This is a genomic window from Tepidiphilus baoligensis, from assembly GCF_012911495.1.
In the GTDB taxonomy this organism is placed as follows: Bacteria; Pseudomonadota; Gammaproteobacteria; order Burkholderiales; family Rhodocyclaceae; genus Tepidiphilus; species Tepidiphilus olei.
Genome location: NZ_JAAAUB010000004.1, coordinates 114296 through 136287 on the forward strand (window position 1 = coordinate 114296; position 21992 = coordinate 136287).

At 65.6% G+C, this 21992-nt stretch carries 17 protein-coding genes, 1 other RNA gene and 1 pseudogene; 1 reads left to right on the forward strand and 18 read right to left on the reverse strand.

The annotated features are described in order from the left end of the window. Positions 1–4 precede the first annotated feature (4 nt). On the reverse strand, positions 5–2725 hold the full coding sequence (gene secA, locus GV368_RS04450) for a preprotein translocase subunit SecA (RefSeq protein WP_169115638.1): 2721 nt from the start codon (positions 2723–2725) through the stop codon (positions 5–7). A gap of 73 nt (positions 2726–2798) precedes the next feature. Here secA and GV368_RS04455 point away from each other — a divergent pair, with 73 nt between their 5' ends. Continuing rightward, the gene (locus GV368_RS04455; protein WP_169115639.1) at positions 2799–3320 is read left to right on the forward strand and encodes a DciA family protein; all 522 of its coding nucleotides are present in this window, start codon (positions 2799–2801) and stop codon (positions 3318–3320) included. 121 nt (positions 3321–3441) lie between these two features. On the opposite strand, the gene lpxC is transcribed toward GV368_RS04455, so the two are convergent. The 17 genes and pseudogenes from lpxC to rnpB form a co-directional block, all read right to left on the reverse strand. Further along, entirely contained in the window at positions 3442–4359 is a 918-nt protein-coding gene (gene lpxC / locus GV368_RS04460) for a UDP-3-O-acyl-N-acetylglucosamine deacetylase (protein WP_142803521.1), read from the reverse strand. Positions 4360–4377: 18 nt separating this feature from the next. Then, complete coding sequence (ftsZ, locus tag GV368_RS04465; protein WP_194240892.1) at positions 4378–5556, reverse strand: cell division protein FtsZ; 1179 nt, start codon at positions 5554–5556, stop codon at positions 4378–4380. A gap of 49 nt (positions 5557–5605) precedes the next feature. After that, positions 5606–6832, reverse strand: coding sequence for a cell division protein FtsA (gene ftsA, locus GV368_RS04470; RefSeq protein ID WP_142803522.1), 1227 nt, complete (start codon positions 6830–6832; stop codon positions 5606–5608). Then, complete coding sequence (locus GV368_RS04475; protein ID WP_169115640.1) at positions 6829–7665, reverse strand: cell division protein FtsQ/DivIB; 837 nt, start codon at positions 7663–7665, stop codon at positions 6829–6831. The genes ftsA and GV368_RS04475 overlap by 4 nt, the downstream gene beginning before the upstream one ends. After that, positions 7652–8593: a D-alanine--D-alanine ligase gene (locus GV368_RS04480; protein ID WP_169115641.1), complete on the reverse strand. Its 942-nt coding sequence runs from the start codon at positions 8591–8593 to the stop codon at positions 7652–7654. Before GV368_RS04480 ends, GV368_RS04475 begins: the two co-directional genes overlap by 14 nt. Then, a complete protein-coding gene (murC, locus tag GV368_RS04485) occupies positions 8590–10044 on the reverse strand; it encodes a UDP-N-acetylmuramate--L-alanine ligase (RefSeq protein WP_169115642.1) in 1455 nt (484 codons plus the stop codon). Before murC ends, GV368_RS04480 begins: the two co-directional genes overlap by 4 nt. After that, a complete protein-coding gene (gene murG / locus GV368_RS04490; RefSeq protein WP_169115643.1) occupies positions 10041–11114 on the reverse strand; it encodes an undecaprenyldiphospho-muramoylpentapeptide beta-N-acetylglucosaminyltransferase in 1074 nt (357 codons plus the stop codon). Before murG ends, murC begins: the two co-directional genes overlap by 4 nt. Next, positions 11111–12334, reverse strand: a complete 1224-nt coding sequence (ftsW, locus tag GV368_RS04495; protein WP_169115644.1) for a putative lipid II flippase FtsW — start codon at positions 12332–12334, stop codon at positions 11111–11113. The genes murG and ftsW overlap by 4 nt, the downstream gene beginning before the upstream one ends. Then, complete coding sequence (gene murD, locus GV368_RS04500) at positions 12319–13692, reverse strand: UDP-N-acetylmuramoyl-L-alanine--D-glutamate ligase (protein WP_169115645.1); 1374 nt, start codon at positions 13690–13692, stop codon at positions 12319–12321. Before murD ends, ftsW begins: the two co-directional genes overlap by 16 nt. A 6-nt stretch (positions 13693–13698) precedes the next feature. After that, positions 13699–14787 carry a phospho-N-acetylmuramoyl-pentapeptide-transferase gene (gene mraY / locus GV368_RS04505; protein ID WP_169115646.1) on the reverse strand — a complete coding sequence of 363 codons (1089 nt, stop codon included), beginning with the start codon at positions 14785–14787 and terminating at the stop codon, positions 13699–13701. Positions 14788–14791: 4 nt separating this feature from the next. Further along, positions 14792–16183: a UDP-N-acetylmuramoyl-tripeptide--D-alanyl-D-alanine ligase gene (locus tag GV368_RS04510; RefSeq protein WP_169115647.1), complete on the reverse strand. Its 1392-nt coding sequence runs from the start codon at positions 16181–16183 to the stop codon at positions 14792–14794. After that, positions 16180–17693, reverse strand: a pseudogene (locus GV368_RS04515) (UDP-N-acetylmuramoyl-L-alanyl-D-glutamate--2,6-diaminopimelate ligase). Before GV368_RS04515 ends, GV368_RS04510 begins: the two are co-directional and overlap by 4 nt. An 8-nt stretch (positions 17694–17701) precedes the next feature. Next, positions 17702–19432 (reverse strand): peptidoglycan D,D-transpeptidase FtsI family protein, encoded by a 1731-nt coding sequence (locus GV368_RS04520; protein WP_206673276.1) that lies wholly within the window; start codon positions 19430–19432, stop codon positions 17702–17704. A 2-nt stretch (positions 19433–19434) separates the two neighbouring features. Further along, the gene (ftsL, locus tag GV368_RS04525; RefSeq protein ID WP_142803532.1) at positions 19435–19695 is read right to left on the reverse strand and encodes a cell division protein FtsL; all 261 of its coding nucleotides are present in this window, start codon (positions 19693–19695) and stop codon (positions 19435–19437) included. Further along, positions 19692–20615: a 16S rRNA (cytosine(1402)-N(4))-methyltransferase RsmH gene (gene rsmH, locus GV368_RS04530; RefSeq protein WP_142803533.1), complete on the reverse strand. Its 924-nt coding sequence runs from the start codon at positions 20613–20615 to the stop codon at positions 19692–19694. Before rsmH ends, ftsL begins: the two co-directional genes overlap by 4 nt. Beyond that, the gene (gene mraZ, locus GV368_RS04535; protein WP_142803534.1) at positions 20612–21055 is read right to left on the reverse strand and encodes a division/cell wall cluster transcriptional repressor MraZ; all 444 of its coding nucleotides are present in this window, start codon (positions 21053–21055) and stop codon (positions 20612–20614) included. Before mraZ ends, rsmH begins: the two co-directional genes overlap by 4 nt. Before the next feature lie 383 nt (positions 21056–21438). Further along, positions 21439–21842, reverse strand: an RNA gene (rnpB, locus tag GV368_RS04540) — RNase P RNA component class A. Between the last annotated feature and the right edge of the window lie 150 nt (positions 21843–21992).

Consider the following 21992-nt stretch of genomic DNA (forward strand, 5'->3'; position numbering starts at 1 on the left):
CAGTTCAGTTCAGTTTGCCGTGACAATGTTTGTATTTCTTGCCGGAACCGCAGGGGCAGGGATCGTTGCGGCCGACCTTGGGTAGCACATTGGTCTGCGGCCGCGCCTTGACGGCCGTCTCCCCTTCTTCCGCAGCGGATTCGCCGTGGAGGTAGTGCACGTCTTGGACCTCGGGAGGGCGTTCGACGACCTCTTCGACCGCGGCCTCGGTACGCACCTGCACCGACAGGAGGATACGGCTGACGTCGCGCCGGATGGCATCGAGCATGGCCTCGAAGAGCTCGAAGGCCTCGCGCTTGTATTCCTGCTTCGGATTCTTCTGCGCGTACCCCCGCAGATGGATGCCCTGGCGCAGGTGATCGAGCGCCGAGAGGTGTTCGCGCCAGTGCGTATCGATGCTCTGCAGCAGGATGCTGCGCTCGAACTGCTTCCAGGCTTGCGGATCGACGAGGCTCACCTTGGTCCGGTAAGACTCCTCGGCCTCGGCGAGGAGACGATCGAGTAGTTGCTCGTCGCTGAGCTCCGGTTCGGCCTCGAGCCACTGGCGCAGCGGCAACTGCAGGTTGAATTCGCCGGCGAGCGTCTGCTCCAACCCGGCGAGATCCCACTGCTCTTCGACGCTGTCGGCCGGCACGTAGGTGCGGAAGACATCGACGAGCACGCCGGCGCGCATGTCGGCGACGAGTTCGCTCACGTCCTCGGCGTCGACCACTTCGTTCCTCTGGGCGTAGATGACCTTGCGCTGCTCGTTGGCGACGTCGTCGTACTCGAGCAGCTGCTTGCGGATGTCGAAGTTGTGCTGCTCGACGCGCCGCTGGGCCGATTCGAGCGAGCGCGTCACCATGGGATGCTCGATCGCTTCGCCCTCGGGCATCTTCAGGCGCACCATGATGGCGTTGAGCCGATCGCCGGCGAAGATACGCAGCAGCGGATCTTCCAGTGAAAGATAGAAGCGCGAAGAACCGGGGTCGCCCTGGCGGCCGGCACGGCCACGCAGCTGATTGTCGATGCGGCGCGATTCGTGCCGTTCGGTGCCGATGATGCGCAAGCCTCCGGCGGCGATCACCGCGTCGTGCGCTTTCTGCCATTCGGCACGCAGCGCCTCGATGCGCTTTTCCTTTTCCTCGTCGGAGAGCGAGGGATCGTTTTCGATCGCCTCGATCTGCGGCGCGATGTTGCCGCCGAGCACGATGTCGGTGCCGCGACCGGCCATGTTGGTGGCGATCGTCACCATGCCGGGGCGTCCCGCCTGGGCGATGATGTGCGCCTCGCGCTCGTGTTGCTTGGCGTTCAGGATCTGGTGCGGGATCTTCTCTTTGGTGAGAAGCTTGGAGAGGAACTCGTTGACCTCGATGGAAGTGGTACCGACCAGCACGGGCTGACCGCGCTCACGGCACTCCTTGATGTCCTCGATCACCGCCTGCCACTTCTCCTTGGCGGTACGATAGACACGGTCGTTCTCGTCACGGCGCACGAGCGGCCGGTTGGTGGGAATGATGACGGTCTCGAGGCCATAGATCTGCTGAAATTCGTACGCCTCCGTGTCGGCCGTCCCGGTCATTCCGGCCAGCTTCTCGTACATGCGGAAGTAGTTCTGGAAGGTGATCGAGGCGAGTGTCTGGTTCTCGGCCTGGATGCGCACGCCTTCCTTGGCTTCGATCGCCTGGTGCAGCCCCTCCGACCAGCGCCGACCGGGCATGAGCCGGCCGGTGAATTCGTCGACGATGATGATTTCGTCGTCCTGAACCACGTAGTGCTGGTCGCGATGGAAGAGCGCGTGCGCCCGTAGCGCCGCATAGAGATGGTGCAACAGGGTGATGTGACGCGGATCGTAGAGGTTGCCGCCCTCGGGCAGTAACCCCATACGCATGAGGATACCCTCGACCTTTTCGTGCCCCTGCTCGGTGAGCAGCACCTGGCGCGCCTTGAGGTCGATGGTGTAATCCCCGGGTTCGAGCACTTCCTCGCCCTGCATCTTCTGCTCGGTGAGCAGCGGCACCACCTCGTTCATCTTGAGGTAGAGCTCGGTGTTGTCCTCGGCCTGCCCCGAGATGATGAGCGGGGTGCGCGCCTCGTCGATGAGGATGGAGTCGACCTCGTCGACGATGGCGTAATGTAGCCCCCGCTGAACGCGATCGACCGGGGCGTAGACCATGTTGTCGCGCAGGTAGTCGAAGCCGAATTCGTTGTTCGTGCCGTAGGTGATGTCGGCCGCGTAAGCCTCGTGTTTTTCTCCATGCGACAGGCCGGGAACGTTGCAGCCCACCGTCAGCCCCAGGAATCGGTAGATGCGCCCCATCCAGTCGGAGTCGCGCCGCGCGAGGTAGTCGTTGACCGTGATGACGTGCACGCCTTTGCCCGTGAGCGCATTGAGGTAGGCCGGCAGTGTCGCCACCAGGGTCTTGCCCTCGCCGGTGCGCATTTCGGCAATCTTGCCTTCGTGCAGCACGATGCCGCCGATGAGCTGGACGTCGAAGTGGCGCATGCCATGCACACGCTTGCCCGCCTCGCGCACCACGGCGTAGGCCTCGGGCAGCAGGGCATCGAGCGATTCGCCGTTGGCGTGGCGCTGTCTGAATTCCGCCGTCTTCGCGCGCAGAGCCTCGTCCGAGAGCGCGGCCATGCTCGGCTCGAGTTCGTTGATGCGGGCGACGATGGCGCGATAGCGCCGCAGCAGGCGGTCGTTTCGGCTGCCGAAGAGTTTTTTGAGGACGCGGGTGATCATTACGGACGGTCGACTTGTCGAATGCGAATGGTGAAGTTTATCATGCCCCGTCGGACGAGGCACGAGAAAGGACATGACACGAAAACTGGACGAACTCTTTCATCTCAGCAAGGAGCTAGATCCGCTGCGTCAGCAGGTCATGATGTTGAGAACGCTCCAAAAACAGATCGACCAGTTGTTGGATGAGGAGTTCCGTGAGAGCGTATTCGTCGCCAATCTGCGCGAGGGCACGCTTTATTTGCACACGGCCTCGGCGCTCGCGGCAGCGAAACTGCGGCATCGCCTGCCGAGCCTCTTGGCGGAGCTCCGCACCGGGGTCTGCATCTCGGAGATCAAACTGAAGGTCCGCCCCACCATCGTACCGACATCGGGTTTGGCGGCGCCGCGCCCTCCACGGGTACGCACCCTCGGGCCTCGGGCGCGTTCGGCCATCACCGAGCTATGCGCTCGTCTGCCCGCGGATGCCCCCTTGCGCATGGCCTTGACCCGACTCCTTGCCCGGGCGCCGACGGATTCAAGGCAAGGGCAGAAGAACGATGCGCTCGAATGCGAAGAGGCCCAGATAGATCAGGGCAACGCCCAGCGCCAGCCTTAGAATGCGCTTCGCGTAAGCGAGCCATCGACGATCGCCGCTCCACAACCATGCAGCGATGCAGACCCCAGCAGCCAGAAGCACGAAAACGAGGAGCAGGCGAAATCCCAGCACGATCGTGCGCTTACGTCGTCACGGAACCGAGGGAGAGCGCGGACATCGAAGTGACCGCCTCGTCGCGTTCGCACACGGTGAGCTCCCAGGCGCTGCGATCAGCCATCAGGGCGCGCAAGAGCCGATTGTTGAGCGCATGACCCGATTTGTGGGCCACGTAGCGGGCGAGCAAGGGGCGCCCCGCGAGATAGAGATCGCCAATGGCGTCCAGAATCTTGTGCCGCACGAATTCGTCGGGAAAACGCAGTCCCTCGGGATTGAGGATGCGGTATTCGTCGAGCACGATGGCGTTGTCGAGGCTTCCGCCTTGCGCCAGACCCATTCCTCGTAACAGCTCGACTTCATGCACGAAACCGAAGGTACGTGCCCGAGCCACGAAGCGCGGATAAGCGTGCTCGGAAAAATCGACCACGGCACGGGTTTGCGAAGCGCTGATCGCCGGATGGGCGAAAGCGATGGAGAATTCGAGACGGAATCCGGCATAAGGTTCGAGCCGGACCCATTTGTCGTCCTCGCGCACTTCGACGGGACGCAGCACGCGCAGAAAACGCCGCGGCGCCGCTTGGGCTTCGATCCCTGCTTCGCGGATCATCATCACGAAAGGCGCGGCGCTGCCGTCCATGATGGGAATCTCGGGCCCGTCGACGTCGATGTGGACGTTGTCGATCCCCAGACCCGCGAGCGCCGACATGAGGTGCTCGACGGTGGCGATCTTCACGCCGTCGCGCTCGAGCCCCGTGCACAGACGCGTCTCGCGGACTGCTTCGGGCGAAGCGGGGATGGTGACGGGTGGATCGAGATCGACCCGATGAAAAACGATGCCGGTATCGGGAGCGGCCGGACGAAGCCACAACTGCACTTTCTCACCGGAGTGCAACCCGACTCCGGTGACGTACGCGATGGACTTGAGTGTGTGCTGCGGAATCATCAGCCGTTCCTCGAGCGGTCAGTCGTTTTGTTTGCGCAGAAATGCCGGGATGTCGAGCCGATCGAGCCCAGGCATGCGCTCGGCGAGCGTGTTGCGCCGGCCGCGTACGGAACGCTCGACCTGGGGCATGCCGCGCTGCGGGACCTCGGTGCGCCCTGGCGTGGTTCCCATGGCGGCGGCACCGCCGTAGGTCCCCGTACCGCGGATCACTTCCATCTGGGGCTGGGCACGGCTGCTGCGGGCCGCGCCGAGACCCGTGGCGACGACCGTGATGCGGATGCGATCTTCCATCGTGTCGTCGAAGACGGCACCATATTTGACGAACGCCTCGGGTGCGGCGAAAGCCTGCACGGTGCGCACGGCGTCGCGCACTTCCGAGAGCTTGAGCGAACGGCTCGCCGTAATATTAATGAGGACGCAGCGGGCACCGGAGAGTTCCGTTCCCTCGAGGAGCGGGCTCACCGCGGCCTGCTCGGCAGCGATGCGGGCACGGTCGATGCCGGAAGCTTCGGCCGACCCCATCATGGCACGGCCCATCTCACCCATGGCGGTACGCACGTCCTGGAAGTCGACGTTGACCAGACCGGGCACGTTGATGATCTCGGCGATGCCGGCCACGGCGTTTTTGAGCACGTTGTCGGCCGCCTTGAAGCAGTCTTCGAAGCCGGCGTCGTCGCCGAAGACTTCGAGCAGGCGGTCGTTGAGCACGACGATGAGCGAATCGACGTGGCGCGTGAGCTCTTCGATGCCGCTCTCGGCCACGCGGTCGCGGTTTTCGAAATCGAACGGCTTGGTGACCACCGCCACGGTGAGGATGCCCATCTCCTTGGCGATTTCGGCGATGACCGGCGCGGCGCCGGTGCCCGTGCCGCCGCCCATGCCAGCGGTGAGGAAGGCCATGTGGGCCCCGTCGAGCGCGGCGACGATGCGCTCGCGCGACTCCATCGCTGCTTCACGCCCGGCTTCCGGCTTGGAACCGGCCCCCAGACCGGAAGAGCCGATCTGCACCTTGGTCGGAGCGAGACAGCGCGCGAGCGCCTGGGCATCGGTATTGACGGCGACGAACTCGACGCCGCCGATGCTCTCGCGAATCATGTGGTCGACGGCGTTGCCGCCCGCGCCCCCGATGCCGAGCACTTTGATGACCGTGCCCTTGTGGGTGGTATCGACCAGTTCTTCAATCCCTTTGACCGCCATGACGTTCTCCCGCTTTTTCCGTGAATTCTAACCTAAAGGAATGAGTTGTTCAGAAATTTTCCCGGATCCATTGCCACGTGCGTCGCCACCATTGCCCGCCGGCGGCACGCCCTCCCCTGCCCGGGAGCCTGCGCTGGGAATTGGCCGCCTCGAGTACGAGACCGACGGCGGCGGCGTATTCGGGGTCGGCGAGCCGTTCGCGCAAACGGCCACCGACGAGAGGCGCGCCGAGCCGAGCCGGCATGCCCAAGACTTCCTCGGCCAGCTCCACCATGCCGCCGAGCTTGGCCGACCCGCCCGTGAGCACGACACCGGAGGAGAGCATCTCCTCATAACCGCTACGGCGTAGCTCTTGCTGCACCAGCTCGAAAAGCTCCTCGGCCCGAGGGTGGATCACGTCGGCGAGTCGCTGACGCGACAGACGCCGCGGAGGACGATCGCCTACCGGCGCGACTTCGATCATCTCCTCGGGATCGACCCAGTCGTGTCGCGCCGCCCCATGTTCGAGTTTGATCGATTCGGCCTCGGCCGTGGGCGTGCGCAGCGCCATGGCGATGTCGTTGGTGATCATGTCGCCGGCCGCCGGCAGCACGGCCGTGTAGCGAATCGCGCCCTGCGTATAGACGGCCAGATCCGTGGTACCCGCGCCAATGTCGATGACGCACACACCCAGGGCCTTTTCGTCCTCGGTGAGCACGGCGTGCGCCGCGGCGAGCGGCTGCAGCACGAGCCCATCGATTTCCAGCCCCGCCCTTCGCACGCATTTGATGATGTTCTGGGCGGAGGCCGCCGCCCCCGTGATGATGTGCACCTTGGCCATGAGCTTTACCCCACTCATGCCGACGGGGTCTTTGATGCCGCCCTGGCCGTCGATGATGAATTCCTGGGTGAGCAGGTGCAGCACCTGCTGCTCGGAGGGAATGGGCATGGCACGGGCGACCTCGATCACCTTGGCGACGTCCTCGCGCGTGATCTCGCTGCCCTTGACGGCGATCATTCCCTCAGCGTTGGTGCATTGGATGTGCGCCCCGGAGATGCTGGCGTGTACCCGAGGGATGTCGCAGGCGGCCATGCGCTTTGCCTCCTCGACGGCCCGATCGATCGACGCCACGCTGGCTTCGATATTGACCACGACGCCGCGTTTCATGCCGGTCATCGGTGATACGCCCAAACCCAAGGGTTCCACACCGCCGTCCTCGCGCAAACGAGCGACCAGGCACGTCACCTTGGACGTCCCGATGTCGAGCCCGACGAGCAGATCTCGATCTTCCCTCATGGTTTTTTCTTCCCTGTGGATACCGGCGGAGCAGACGCCGCCACGCCGTCCGGGGCGATGGCGAGTGCCAACGCACCGTGATGGCGAAAATCGACCCGCACCGGCTCATGACCGAGCCGCTCGCGAATCGCCGACCAATGCTGCACGAGCCAGGACACTTTCTGCCGTGCCTGCTGTACCGTTTCGAAACGGCCCAAGATGATCTCGGTTCCTCCGCTCAAGCGGACGACATGAGACAGGCTGGGGCTCATCACCAGGACTTCGACGCCCCCAAGAGGGTCTAGCAAGCGGCTCAAGGATTGATGGGTCTCGAAAAGTCGCTCCTCCAGCCCCGAGGGGCCGACGAGACGCGGCAGATCGACACTGGGGGGCTCGGCATCGAATCTGTGGCCGTCCGTATCGAGCAGCGCGATACGCCCGTCGGCGACATCGATCCAAATCGCTGCCGCTCGGTGTTCGACCACGGTGACGACGAGCGCATCGGGCCAGACGCGATGCACTCGTGCGTGCCGTACCCACGGCAATTCCTCCAAAGCCCGGCGCAAAGCTTGCAGATCGACGTCGAAAAAATTTTTTCCCTCCACCACCCGAAGCGCTGCGTAGCGCAAGCGGTCGGTGTCGCTGTGTTCGAGCCCGCCTTCGATGACGACGGTACGAATCGGCGGCACCCATCGCTTCCCCCAGTAAGACCAAGCCGCTGCGACGAAGAGCAACATCGCGAACAGGGTGATGCGCCGCGTCCAGCGAGCGATCACCCAAGCATCACGCCACCAGCGTGCCCCTGGGGGCACGGGCGTCGATACCTGGCGCGAGAATCGCTCAAGCCGGGCCATCGCAGCGCGCCTCCTCCAAAATGCGCAAGCATAGCGCGTCGAATTCGATACCGGATGCGCGCGCAGCCAGCGGCACGAGTGAATGCGCAGTCATGCCGGGCGCAGTGTTCATCTCCAGCAGATAAGGCGCGTCATCCTCGAGCAGTAGATCGATCCGCCCCCAGCCACGACAACCCAGCGCGCGCGCCGCCCGCATCGTAAGTTCGGCCAACCGAGAGGCGAGCGGCTCCGGCAAAGGAGCCGGGCACAGATAACGCGTCTCGTCGCTGAAGTACTTGTTGTGATAGTCGTAGCGCCCTTGGGGTGCGACGATCTCGATGGCCGGCAAGGTCTGCTCGCCCAGAAATCCGATCGTGATCTCGCGCCCGGCGACGAAACGCTCCACGAGCACTTCCCCATCGAAACGCCGCGCCGCCTCCAGCGCCGACGTCAATTCCTCTTCGCGCTCGACGCGCGTCGCCCCCATGCTGGAGCCCTCGTGCACCGGCTTGACGAACACGGGCAACGTGAGCGCCTCGAGCACGCGCCGTGCCGCCTCCTCGGAGCCGGCAGCAAACTCCTCCTCGGTGAGCCGCAGCGCCACAGGCGTGGGCAAACCCAACTGCTGCCACAGCAACTTGGTGCGCCATTTGTCCATGGCCAGGGCGGAAGCGAGCACGCCGCTGCCGGTATAAGGAATGCGCAGCCATTCGAGCACCCCCTGGAGGGTGCCGTCCTCACCGCCACGGCCGTGGAGCGCGATGAAGGCACGATCGAAGCCCTCGCGCTTCAACTCGAAGAGATCCCGCTCTGCCGGGTCGAACGGGTGCGCATCCACCCCGGCGCGACGCAGCGCCTCGAGGACGGCCGAACCCGACATGAGCGACACCTCGCGCTCGGCCGAGCACCCGCCCAAAAGCACCGCCACTTTGCCCAGGTCGCTGCTCACGCCGCCCGCTCCTCGTTCGCCGGCTCCAGCCGGGTACGTTCCTGGACTTCTTGCACCAAACGCACCGGCAAGCGCCCGATCGAACCTGCCCCCATGGTAACGACCACGTCACCATCGCGCACCACCCGGGGCAGCACCGCCGGGACATCATCGAGCCCATCGACGAAAACCGGTTCGACCCGACCACGCAAGCGCAAAGCCCGTGCGAGGCTGCGTCCGTCGGCCGCCGGAATCGGCTCCTCGCCGGCCGGATAGACCTCGAGCAGCACCAGGGAATCGACCTCGGAGAGCACCCGAACGAAATCCTCGAAGCAGTCGCGCGTGCGGCTATAACGGTGCGGCTGAAAGACGACCACCACGCGCCGCCCGGGAAAAGCAAGGCGTACCGCATCCAGCGTGGCCTGCATCTCCACCGGATGGTGCCCGTAGTCGTCGATCAAGGTGTAAGTGCCGTGCACGGTGCCATCCTCGTCGATGAGGGGCAAATCTCCATGGCGCTGGAAACGCCGGCCTACCCCCTGGAATCGTGCCAGCGCGTGCACGATCGCCTCATCGGGCACCTGCAATTCGCTCGCCACGGTGATCGCCGCCAGGGCGTTGCGCACATTGTGCAATCCAGGCAGATTCAATTCGATCGGCAAACGGGTCTCTCGCCCGTTGCGCCGTACGGCGGTAAAGAGCATGCGCCCACCCTCGGCGCGCACGTGCTCGGCGCGAACCAAGGCGGATTCGGCCGTCAATCCGTATCCGACGACGGGGCGCTCGACGTGGGGCACGATCGACGCCACCTGAGGATCGTCCAGACACAGCACCGCCACTCCCCAGAAGGGCAAGCGATGCAGAAAATCGACGAAGGAAGTTTTCAGCCGCTCGAAGTCATGCCCATAGGTGGCCATGTGGTCGGCATCGATATTGGTGACCACCGCCATCACGGGAGAAAGATGCAAAAAGGAGGCGTCCGACTCGTCGGCCTCGGCCACTAGGTATTCTCCCTGGCCCAGACGGGCGTTGCTACCGGCGGCGATCAAGCGCCCGCCGATGACGAAAGTCGGATCGAGTCCCCCTTCGGCGAGAATGCTCGCCACCAGCGAAGTCGTCGTCGTTTTGCCGTGGGTGCCGGCGATGGCGATGCCCTGCTTGAAGCGCATCAGCTCGGCGAGCATCTGGGCGCGCGGAACCACGGGAATGCCGGCCGCGCGGGCGGCGAGCACCTCGGGATTGTCCGGCGCTACTGCCGAAGAGACCACCACGGCATCGACCCCGACGACATGCTCGGGCGCATGCCCCACCATTACCCGCACGCCCAACGCACGCAAGCGCGCGAGCGTGGCGCTCTCGGCCAAGTCCGAGCCGCTCACTTCGAACCCCAGGTGGCAGAGCACTTCGGCGATGCCGCTCATTCCCACTCCGCCGATACCCACGAAGTGCACGCGTTTGACGCGGTGTTTCATTTCGTTTCCTTTGCCAATCGTTCGAGTTCTTCGGCGAGCGTCTCGGCAGCCTCGGGCCGGGCAAGGGCACGGGCGGCGAGCGCCATCTTGCGGCAACGCGCACGATCGAACCGCCGCAGCAGATCCGCTAGATGCTGGGGCGAGAGCTCAGACTGAGGCAGGATCTGCGCCGCGCCGCCCTCGACGAGAAAACGCGCATTCGCCGTTTGATGATCGTCGACCGCATGAGGAAAGGGCACCAGCACCGCCCCCACACCGACGGCGGCGAGCTCCGCCACCGTCATCGCCCCGGCGCGCGACACGACCAGATCGGCCTGCCCGAGCGCAGCGCCCATGTCCTCGATGAAGGGAAGCAACCGAGCCTCCAGGCCATGCCGGGCATACGCCTCTTGCAAAGCCGGGAAGTGTACCCTGCCCGACTGGTGTGTCACCAGGGGGCGCTCGATCGGATCGAGGCACGCGAGCGCCGCCGGCACCGTCTCGTTGAGCGCCCTGGCGCCGAGACTCCCACCCACCACCAGCACGCGCAGGGGTCCTTGCCGCCCGGCAAAACGCACCTCGGGTGGTGGTAGCGTGGTGAGCTCCCGGCGCACCGGATTGCCCACCCAGCGCCCCCCCGGCAACACACCGGGGAACCCCGTGAGCACGGTGTCAGCCACGCGCGCCAACACCCGATTCGCCAAGCCCGCCACGGCGTTTTGCTCGTGCACCACGAGCGGGATGCCACGCAGGCGCGCCGCCGCCGCTCCAGGAAAACTCACGTACCCCCCCATGCCGAGCACCACGCTCGGGCGCACTTCTCCCAGCAGACGCAGAGCGCGCGCTATCGCCACCGTCAAGGAAAACGGCAGCTTCAGTTTGCGCCCCATCCCCTTGCCGCGCAAGGCGCCGAAACCGAGAGAAACGAATTCGAATCCGCGAGGCGGCACGAGCTGGGATTCCATCGCCCCTTCGTTCCCGAGCCAAACCACACGCCAGGCACGTTCGCGCAGACATTCGGCCACGGCCAACGCCGGGAAGATGTGCCCGCCGGTCCCTCCGGCCATCACGAGTACGGTGTGCCCGCTCATACTTGTATGCCGCGCCGCAAACAGCGCAGCTCCCAGTCGGCCCGCAGCACCACGGCCATTGCCGCGAGGTTGGCGATGATGCTCGACCCTCCGTAGCTCATGAAAGGCAGCGTCAGCCCCTTGGTCGGCAACAGCCCGACATTCACCCCCATGTTGATGAACGTCTGCACGCCGATCCACAGGCCAATGCCGAACACCGCCAGCCCCGAGAAGTACTGCTCGACGCATACCAGCCCTCGGCCGATGGTGAACGTGCGCCAGATGACCACCGCAAAGAGCGCCACCACCGCACAAACCCCCACCCAGCCCAGTTCCTCGCCAACCACAGCGAACAGGAAATCGGTATGCGCCTCGGGTAGGTAGAGGAGTTTTTCCACGCTGCCACCCAACCCGACACCGAACCACTCGCCACGACCGAAGGCGATGAGGGCATGTGTGAGTTGATAGCCCTTGCCCAAAGGATCGGCCCACGGATCGAGGAAGGCGAAGAGGCGCTGACTCCGATATTCGGAACTCAGGATCAAAACCGCGAAAGCCGCTCCTGCCAGCAGGATCAAAGCAAAAAAGATACGCAGCTTCAAACCGCCCAGGAAGAGCACGCCGAAAGCGATGGCGCTGATCACGGCAAACGCCCCGAAATCGGGTTGCAGCAGCAACAGTACCCCCACGAGCACCACGACGAAGGCGAGCGGCAAGAAACCACGCCAGAAACTGGCCATGAACCGCAACTTGCGCACCGTGTAGTCCGCGGCGTAGAACGACACGAAGAGTTTCATGAATTCGGACGGTTGAAAGTTGATCGGCCCCAGCGGGATCCAGCGGCGCGAGCCATTGACCACTTTGCCGATCCCTGGTAGCAACACCAAGATCAGCAGCACCACGCCCAGCAAGAAGAGCCAAGGCGTCAGCGACTGCCACACCCGCATCGGCACCTGAAAGGCCATCCAGGCCACGCCCGCGCCCAGCAGCACGAACACCGCCTGGCGTATGAGGAAATAGTTCGCTCTGCCCCCCGTGGCAGGAGACTCCTCGGCGAGCGCGATGCTCGCCGAGTAGACCATCACCAGTCCCATGAGGGTGAGCGCCGTCACTGCCCAAAAGAGCGACAGATCGAATTCGCCGAATCGGGCCACCGGTCCCCGTTCTACATGATGGGGTGCCGAGGGGGTGAGCCGATCGCCTCGCCGTCCGAACCAGCGGCGCATCAACGTTTCGGCCATCGCCCCCCCTCATCCGGCAACGATCGGATCGCCGCCAGAAAGACTTGGGCACGATGCGCGTAGTCGCGAAACATGTCGAGGCTCGCGCACGCCGGCGACAGCAGCACCGCCTCCCCCGGTTGGGCCGCCGCATCGGCCGCCTCGACGGCCTCGGGCAGCGAAGTACAGCGCCGGGTCGGCACGCCCACTTGGATGAAGGCTGCCTCCAGCGCCGGGGCATCGCGCCCGATCAGGAGCGCCAGACGCACCCGGCCGCGCGCCGCCTGCGCGAGCGGTGCGAACGACTGCCCTTTGCCATCGCCTCCGGCGATCAGGATCACGGGCTCATCGAACCCGGCGAGCGCCGCGATCGTCGCTCCCACGTTCGTGCCTTTCGAATCGTCGATGAAGCGCGCCCCGTCGGCGCGCACCGCCACCGTCTCGACCCGGTGGGGCAATCCCTGGAAAGTTACCAATCCCTCGATCGCCACCTCGGGCGCCACGCCCATCGCCTCGGCGAGCGCAAGCGCCGCGAGTGCGTCGATCTCGTTGTGCCGCCCGGGCAAGGGCAAGGCCGAGCGGGGCGCGAGCCGCTGGCGGCCGTGCACGAACCAGCCCGATTCCACACCGAAATCGGCCTCCGAGGGGGGAGCATCGCTGCCCACCGTCACGCGCCGCGGCGCGCTGCAGGCCATCTCGCGCACCAGCGCATCGTCGCGCACCACCACCGCCGTCTCCACGCCCTGGTAGACGCGCGCCTTGAGCGCGGCGTAGGTCTCGAGCGAGCCATGCCGATCGAGGTGATCCTCGGTGACGTTCAACACCACCGCCGCGTGCGCCACGAACGACCCGGCCGTCTCCAGCTGGAAGCTCGATACTTCCAGCACCCATACCTCAGGCCAGGGCAACCCTGCCTCCTCGCGCTCGCGCGCGGCGGTGAGGATGGCCGGGGCGATATTGCCGGCAGCGAGCGCATCGAGCCCGGCGTGCCGCAACAGGTGCGCCGTGAGCGCCGTGGTCGTGGTCTTGCCGTTGGTCCCGGTCACCGCCACCAGCCGCCCCGGTCGGCCACGCGCCTGCCAAGCTTCGTGAAAGAGCGCCAGTTCTCCCTGCACGGGAATCCCTCGCGCCCGCGCCTCCCTGCACAGCGGCAATTCGGGCGACAACCCCGGCGAGAGCCACACCCGCTCTACGCCCTCGAGCAGCGCTTCCTCGAAGGGCCGACCCAGCACCATGGAGTCGGACGGCAGCAGGGGGCGCAAGCCGGCGGCGGCCGGCGGCTGCCCCCGCGTATCGGCCGCGCGCACGGCGACGCCGCGATGCGCAAGCCAGCGCACCATCGCCTCACCGCTCGAACCGAGTCCCAGTACCAGATCCATCGCCACTCACCGCAGTTTCAGGGTGGAAAGCCCAAAGAGCACCAACATCAAGGTGACGATCCAGAAGCGGATCACCACCTGGGTCTCTTTCCAGCCCCCCAGTTCGAAATGATGGTGCAGCGGCGCCATGCGCAGGATGCGCTTGCCGCCGGACCACTTGAAGTAGCCCACCTGCAGCATCACCGACAGCGCCTCGGCCACGAACAAGCCGCCCATGATGAAGAGCACCAGTTCCTGGCGCACGATCACCGCGATGGTGCCCATGGCCGCGCCCAGCGCGAGCGCTCCCACGTCGCCCATGAACACCTGCGCCGGATGCGCGTTGAACCACAAGAAACCCAGCCCCGCGCCGCACAGCGCCCCGCAGAAGACGGCGAGCTCCCCCGCTCCAGGAATGTAGGGCACCCCCAGGTAGCGGGCGAACACGGCATGCCCCGCCACGTAGGAAAAAATCGCCAGCGCCCCGGTCACCATCACCGCCGGCGTCACCGCCAGACCGTCGAGCCCGTCGGTGAGATTGACCGCATGACCGGTGCCGTTAATGACGAAGTAGGACAACAGCACGAAACCGCCCAGACCCAGCGGGATCGCCACTTCCTTGAAGAACGGCACGATGAGCTGGGTTTGCACCGGCTCGGTGGCGGTGAGCCCCAGATAGAGGCTTGCCGCGAGCGCGATCGCCGAGGTCCACAGATACTTCCAGCGGCTGGGCAAACCTTTCGGGTCGCGCCGCACCACCTTGCGCCAGTCGTCGACCCAGCCCACGATGCCGAAGCCGAGGGTGACGAGCCAGACGGTCCACACGTAGCGGTTGGTCAGGTCCCCCCACAGCAGCACCGTCACCGAGACGGCGAGCAGGATCAGCGCTCCGCCCATGGTCGGCGTGCCGGATTTCACCAGATGCGTCTGCGGCCCGTCGCTGCGCACCGCCTGCCCGATCTTTTTCGCCGCAAGCCAGCGGATCAGGCGCGGCCCCAACGCAAAGGAGACGAAGAGCGCCGTCATCGCCGCCAGTACCGTGCGCAGCGTGATGTAACCGAAGACGTTGAACGCCCGGATATCCTGCCCCAGCCAAAGCGCCAATTCCAAAAGCATCGAATCACCCTTGAAGCGCCGCGGACCGAGCCGCGAGCGCGAAAACCACCCGTTCCATGCGCATGAAACGGGACCCTTTGACCAACACCGCCGTCTGTGGCGAGAGCTCCGCGCGCAGCCGCTGTACGAGAGGCTCCAGCTCGGCGAAAGATTCCGCCGCCCGACCAAACGCCGCGGCAGCCTCGCGCGCGAGCTCGCCCAAGGTAAACAGCCGCTCGATACCCGCCGCGCGCGCCTGGACACCCAACTGGGCATGCAGCCGCGGCGCCTCGGAGCCCACCTCGCCCATGTCGCCCAGCACGAGCAGCTTGCGCGCATGCGGCAGCGCCGCGAGCACTTCGATCGCCGCGCGCATGGAGTCCGGATTGGCGTTGTAGGTGTCGTCGATGAGCAAGGCCCCCTGCTCGCCCGGGACCGGCTGCAGCCGTCCGGGCACGGGGACGAAGGCGGCAAGCGCACCGGCCGCCGTCTTGAGCGGCACTTCCAGCGCCACGGCGCAGGCGATCGCCGCGAGCGCGTTGTGCACGTTGTGCCGCCCAGGCAGCGGCAGCGTGAATTCCCCCTCATCGCCCAGCGCACGTACCTGCACGCGCCAGCCCCAGGACAAGGGCTCGGCCGTGCCGCAAACCTCGCCGCCACGGCCGAAAGTAAGCACGCGGCGCCCCGCCGCCATCTCCCGCCACAGGGACGCATGAGGGTCGTCGGCAGGAATGACCGCCGTCCCGTCGGACGCGAGGAAACGGTAGATCTGCCCTTTCTCGCGCGCCACGGTGTCGAGCGTGCCAAACCCCTCGAGGTGGGCGCGCTGCGCCGTGGTCACCAGCGCGATGTCAGGGCGAGCGATGGCGGCGAGCATCGCCATCTCGCCGGGCCGGTTGATGCCCAGCTCGCACACCGCCGCGCGGTGGCCCGCTTCGAGCTCCAGCAAGGTGAGCGGCAGGCCGATGTCGTTGTTGCGGTTGCCGCGCGTGGCGAGCACCGACTCCGCCCCGAAGTGCGCGCGCAGGATCGCCGCCGTCATCTCCTTGACGGTGGTCTTGCCGTTGCTGCCGGTGATGCCGACCACCGGCCCTGGGAAACGCGCCCGCCAAGCGGCGGCGAGCCGGGCGAGCGCGTGGCGGGTATCCTCGAGCACGAGGAAAACCCCGGCCGGCTGCCGTGACGCCCACCAGCGCCGTTCGACCAGGGCGGCGGCCGCCCCGGCCGCGAGCGCAGCGGCGACGAAATCGTGCCCGTCGAAGCGCGCCCCGCGCAGGGCCACGAAGAGCTTGCCCACGAGCGGGGCGCGCGAGTCGATCTCCACGCCGGCGATTTCGCACTCGCCGCTGCCGACGCGTTCGACCTCCTCACCCTGACCGGCGAGCAGGATGGCGAGCTCGGCCAACGTCACGTTCACGACAACTCCGCGAAGAGATTGCGCTCGCGCCAGCGCGCCAGCGCCGCCTCGGCTTCGGCCTGATCACTGAAGGGGTGACGCACGCCGGCGATCTCTTGATAAGGCTCGTGCCCTTTTCCGGCCAGGAGAATCACGTCGTCGGCGTCGGCCGCTTCGATCGCCTGCGCAATGGCCTTGGCCCGGTCGGGCTCGACAAGGATGTCGGTACGTCCGATGCCGGCGAGGATGTCGGCGATGATCGCCTCGGGCGGTTCGGAGCGGGGGTTGTCGGAAGTGACGATCAAGGCATCGGCGCGCGCCGCCACCGTGCCCATGAGCGGACGCTTGCCCCGGTCCCGATCCCCGCCGCACCCGAAGACGACCACGAGCCGCCCGCCGCGGGTCCGGGCCGTGGGCACGAGCGCCGAGATCACCTGCTCGAGCGCATCCGGCGTATGGGCATAGTCGATCACCACCAAGGGTTCCGCCACCCCGCCGAGCCACTGCATCCGCCCCGGCGGCGGCACCACCCGCCCCAGCGCCGCCGCCGCCCGCTCGAGCGCCACGCCGCGCGCAAGGGCGCCCCCAGCACCAAGAGCGCATTGCCGGCATTGAAGGTACCGAAGGCCGGCAGGTGCATGGGCAGCGTGCGATCCTCGAGGGCGAGCATCAGGCGCTGGCCGCTCGTGCCTTCGCGCGGCGGCTCCGCGAGCCACAGGGGCCGCACGCCCGGCAACGCCGGACGTGCCCTCAGACTCACCGCCCAAGTCTCCAGCCCGCGGGCAGCGCACTCGCGCGCGATGGCCTCGCCCACGGCGTCATCCACGTCGATCACCGCCGCACGCAGCTCCGGCCGCTCGAAGAGCCGCCGCTTGGCCGCCGCATAGGCTTCCATGCTTCCGTGATAATCGAGATGGTCGCGCGTCAGGTTGGTGAAGATCGCCACGTCGAAACACACCCCCGCGACCCGATCCTGCACCAAGCCGATGGACGAGACCTCCATCACCGCGGCCACGCAACCGGCATCGACGAAGCCTCGCAACCAGGCATGGATCTGGGGCGCCTCGGGTGTGGTGAATCCCTGGTCCTCCAGGCGACCGATGCGCCCGCAGCCGAGCGTACCGATCACGCCGCAGGGAATGCCGAGCGCATCCAAGGCTTGCGCGAGCCACTGGCTGGTGGTCGTCTTGCCATTGGTACCGGTGACACCGGCCACCCACAAGGATTGCGATGGCGACCCATAGACGCGGTCGGCGAGGGACCCGGCGAGCGAACGCAGCCCCTCGACGGCGATCAGAGGCCGCGCCAGGGTCAAATCGGCCGGAGGAACCCAGCCATCACCCGCCTCGTAGAGCACCGCCTCGGCGCCGGCGGCAAGCGCCTCGGACAGATAATTTCTGCCATCGGTTTTCCCTCCCGGCCAGGCGAGGAACAGCGTACCCGGCTGCACTTGCCGGGAGTCGTGCGTCACCGCCCGTGGAAAAACGCCGCGTCGGTGCAATTCCCACCATAGATCGTCGATGTTGCGCATCACCTTCTTCAACCTCTCGGCCGCTGCGCAGCCGCCACCGTCGGACCCGGCATGTCCGGTGCCACACCGAGGCTGGGCAATACCTGCCCGACGATCTCGGCAAACACCGGCGCCGCCACGGCGCCACCATAATAGGATTTCGCTTTCGGCTCGTCGATCATCACCGCCACCACCAGCCTCGGCTGGGAAGCCGGGGCATAGCCAACGAAGGAAGCCAGGTATTTTTCCACATAACGGCCATTTTCCAACTTATGGGCCGTGCCGGTCTTGCCTGCGGTCCGATAACCGTTCACCGCCGCTCGCGTCGCCGTTCCCCCGGGCTGAGTGACGAGCTCCATCATCGCCTTCACCTGCCGTGCCGTCTGGGGCGAGAGGATCCGACGCATCTCGTCGATCGGCGGCGGAGCATCGCGTCGCATCAGCGTCAGGGGCAACATCACCCCATCATTGGCGATCGCCTGGTAGGCGTGGGCCAGCTGCAGAAGTGACGTAGAGATCCCATGCCCATAGGCCATGGTCGCCACCTCGATGGGCTTGAGCGAATCGGGCGGAAGCATTCGACCCGCAGCCACACCGGGTAGTGGCAGATCGGGACGGGTACCAAAGCCGAAAGCACGGTAATGACGCCAGAGATCTTTCGGATCGAGTCCGAGCGCGATCTTGGCCACCCCGACGTTGGACGACTTCTGGATCACCTGGGATACGGTCAGGGCGCGCTCCGTCGCATGCACGTCCCGGATACTGTGACTGCCTACGCGAAGGATACCACCCTGGATATCGATCGGTGTCTCGGGCTTTACGACGCCCCGCTCGAGCGCCAAAGCCACCAGGAGGGGTTTCATCACCGACCCCGGCTCATAGAGATCGGTCACGACGCGATTACGCACCTCGCTCAGATCGAGCCCCGTGCGACGATTAGGATTGTAACTGGGCCAGTTGGCAAGGGCCAGGATCTCGCCGGTGCGCACGTCGATCACCACGGCCCCACCGGCGCGTGCCTGATGCCGGGCCACGGCCTGCTCGAGGGCACGGAAAGCGATGTGCTGGATGCGCGCATCGAGTGAAAGCACCACGTCGCGTCCATCGCGCGGCCTCTCCACCCAGACCGAGTCCTGTACCACTCGGCCGCGCCGATCCTGGACGACGAGGCGTTTGCCCGACTCACCGGCCAGCGAGGAGTTCAGACTCGCCTCCAGTCCCTCGATCCCCTGGCCGTCGACGTCGACGAGCCCGACCAGTTGGGCGAACGCCTCACCCTGAGGATAAAATCGCAGGTATTCTTCGACGACGCCCACACCCTCCTGCGGCCAACCCATGATGGGCCTTGCCTCGTCAGGCGGCAAGTGACGCCGCAGATAGGTGAATCGTCGTCCGCCCTTCTCTAGCCGACGCCCCAATTCGTCGGTGCTCATGCCGAGCATTCGAGCCAAACGAGACAAATCCTCATGCGACCACTGCCGCACCTTGGCCGGGTCGGCCCAGATGCTCGCCACGGGTGAAGAATCCGCGAGGATATGGCCGTTGCGATCGAGCACGCGCCCACGCATCGCCGGCACCTCGATCTGGCGCTCATAGCGTGCCTCACCCTGCTGTTGTAGGAATTCGTCCTGTATTCCTTGCAGATAGGCTGCCCGCAGCACCAAGATCGCGAACAAACAGAGGAGGGAGAACACGACCATGCGCTGGCGCCAAACCGGTATCGCCAGGACCAACAGGGGATTGATCGATCTTTGCTCCATGTTCATCGCTCCCACGGTATGATCTGCTCCGGTCGTGGCGGCGCCAGACCCAATTTTTCCTGCGCCAGGCGCTGCACTCGATCCTGAGTCACCAAAGTGGCACGCTCGATCTGTAGTTGTCGCCACTCCACGTCCAAGCGCATGCTCCTTCGGTTTTGGTTTTCCTGCGCCAGGTAGAGCAGCCGCGCTTCGTGTTTGGTCTGCACCAGCATCACGCTGCTCGCTACCACCAACCCGAGGAGCACCGCATCGAAGCGCGTCATGAGCGCCGCTCCACCACCCGCATCACGGCGCTGCGGGCACGCCGGTTACGGGCACATTCCGCTTCCGATGGGCGCAGTTTGCGCACCACCCACCGCAGTGGCGGCACCGGGCGCTCGGCCTCGCGCACCGCCAGCCCAGGCGGCAGTGGCGGCGGGGAAGAATGCTCGCGCATGAAATGCTTCACGATCCGGTCTTCGAGCGAATGGAAACTGATCACCACCAAGCGCCCCCCCGGACTCAAGCGTTCGATCGCCTGCGGCAGGGTCAGCGAGATTTCTTCGAGCTCGCGATTGACGAAAATCCGAAGAGCCTGGAAGGTGCGTGTCGCGGGGTGCTGCCCCGGCTCGCGCGTGCGCACCGCCTGCGCCACGAGTTCGGCAAGTCGTCCCGTGCGCTCGATAGGCGCCCTTGCGCGCGCAGCAACAATCGTCTTTGCAACCGCATCAGCAAACCGTTCTTCTCCATAATCGCGTATCACCTCCCTTATCTCTTCACGACTCGCTCGCGCGAGCCAACTCGATACCGGCTCTCCACTCGTCGGATCCATGCGCATGTCGAGCGGCGCATCGAAGCGGAAACTCATGCCGCGCTCGGGCGCGTCGAGCTGAGGCGACGAAACCCCCAGATCGAGCAAGATCCCGTCGACCCGGGACACTTGCAAAGCATCGAGCTCCTCCCCCAGGCGGGAAAACGGCGCGTGCACCAGAGTGAGCCGCGGCTCGTTCCAACTGCGCCCGAAGGCGATCGCTTCGGGGTCGCGATCGAAGGCAATCAACCGCCCTCGAGGGCCCAAACGCTGCAAAATTGCCCGTGCGTGCCCCCCTCGCCCGAAAGTGCCGTCTACATAGATGCCGTTGGGGCGCGGTGCGAGTGCTTCGAGCGCTTCTTCGAGCAGCACGGGAACGTGTGTCTCGCTCACAGAACCAACCCCTCGAAGGTTCCGGCCAAGTCCTCGGCCGACAGCGCCTGCATCGCTTCCTGCTGCGCCTGCCACCCTGCCTCGGACCACAGTTCGAAATGCGTCCCCTGACCGACGAGCCAGGCGTTTTTTTCCAAACCAGCCCATTGACGCAGCGAAGCGGCCACGGACACACGCCCAGAAGCATCGAGCGCCTCTTCCTGGGCGAAACCCACGAGGAGACGCTTCAGAGCAGCAGTGCGCGGATCGAGCCCCGGCAGAGCCACGATGCGTTCGCGGATGGGCGTCCACACGGGCTCGGGGTAGACCAGTAAGCATTTATGCGGGTGCGCCGTCAGCACCAAAGGACGACCTTCGGGCGCCAAAGCCTCGCGAAAGCGCGTCGGAATGACGATGCGCCCTTTTGCATCGAGACTGAGCGTGACTGCCCCCTGGAACATCGCCGCTGCCTCTGATCATCACACCCACATTTTGCCACTTTTTCCCACAAAATCCCACGCCAGCGAAAAAACACCCCTTCGCGCATCGGTCGAGCCTGCTCGCCGCCTGCACAGGGAGTAAAACGAAAGCGAGAGAAAACCCAGACGGATAAAGGAGAAACCCCGGACGACGCGAAGACGGACGCTCGAAAGCCGCCCCAGCTTTAGGCAGGCAACTGCACACGAAAGGATGAGTCGCAGAACGCGGCAAACGGCCGAGCGACGAGGAAAATCAAGAAAAAACTCGACCAATCAATAAGTTGTATGTAAATTCGGACATGGATGCGGGCCACGGAAGAGCCGCGTGTGCGTCAACGGGAGGGAAAAGGTAAGAAAATGTAAAAAAGGGAAGTCCGCCGCTTAAGCCGGGTTCTGTCGCGCATCGTGTGATGCGGGGCAGTCATTCCTCTAGGCCCGCCGTTGCCGACGGGCTCGAGCAGCCAACCCGGGAGCGGCGCGAGCCACGCCATCGCTCCCCTATTCGGCCTTGCTCCGGATGGGGTTTACCGTGCCGCCTCCGTTACCGGAGACGCGGTGGGCTCTTACCCGCGAGGCCGAGGCCCCGCGCCGGGTCTCCCCCGGCCACCGTTTCACCCTTGCCTGATCCCTTGCGGGCCATCGGCGGTCTGTTCTCTGTGGCACTTTCCGTCGCCTCACGGCGCCCGGCCGTTAGCCGGCATCCTGCTCTGTGGAGCCCGGACTTTCCTCTCCGCGCCCGAAGGCGCGCAGCGACTGCCGGGCAGACTTCCCAATGTATGGTACCGCAAGGCGCGGCCGAAGTTCCCTATGGAGACGCTGAATAATTGGCTGTGCGGGCGAATCGCTGCGTTGCGCGGTGCTCGCTCCCTCGCCTATCCACTCGATATGTCTCGGTCGCTGCGCTCCGTGCGCCTTGCGC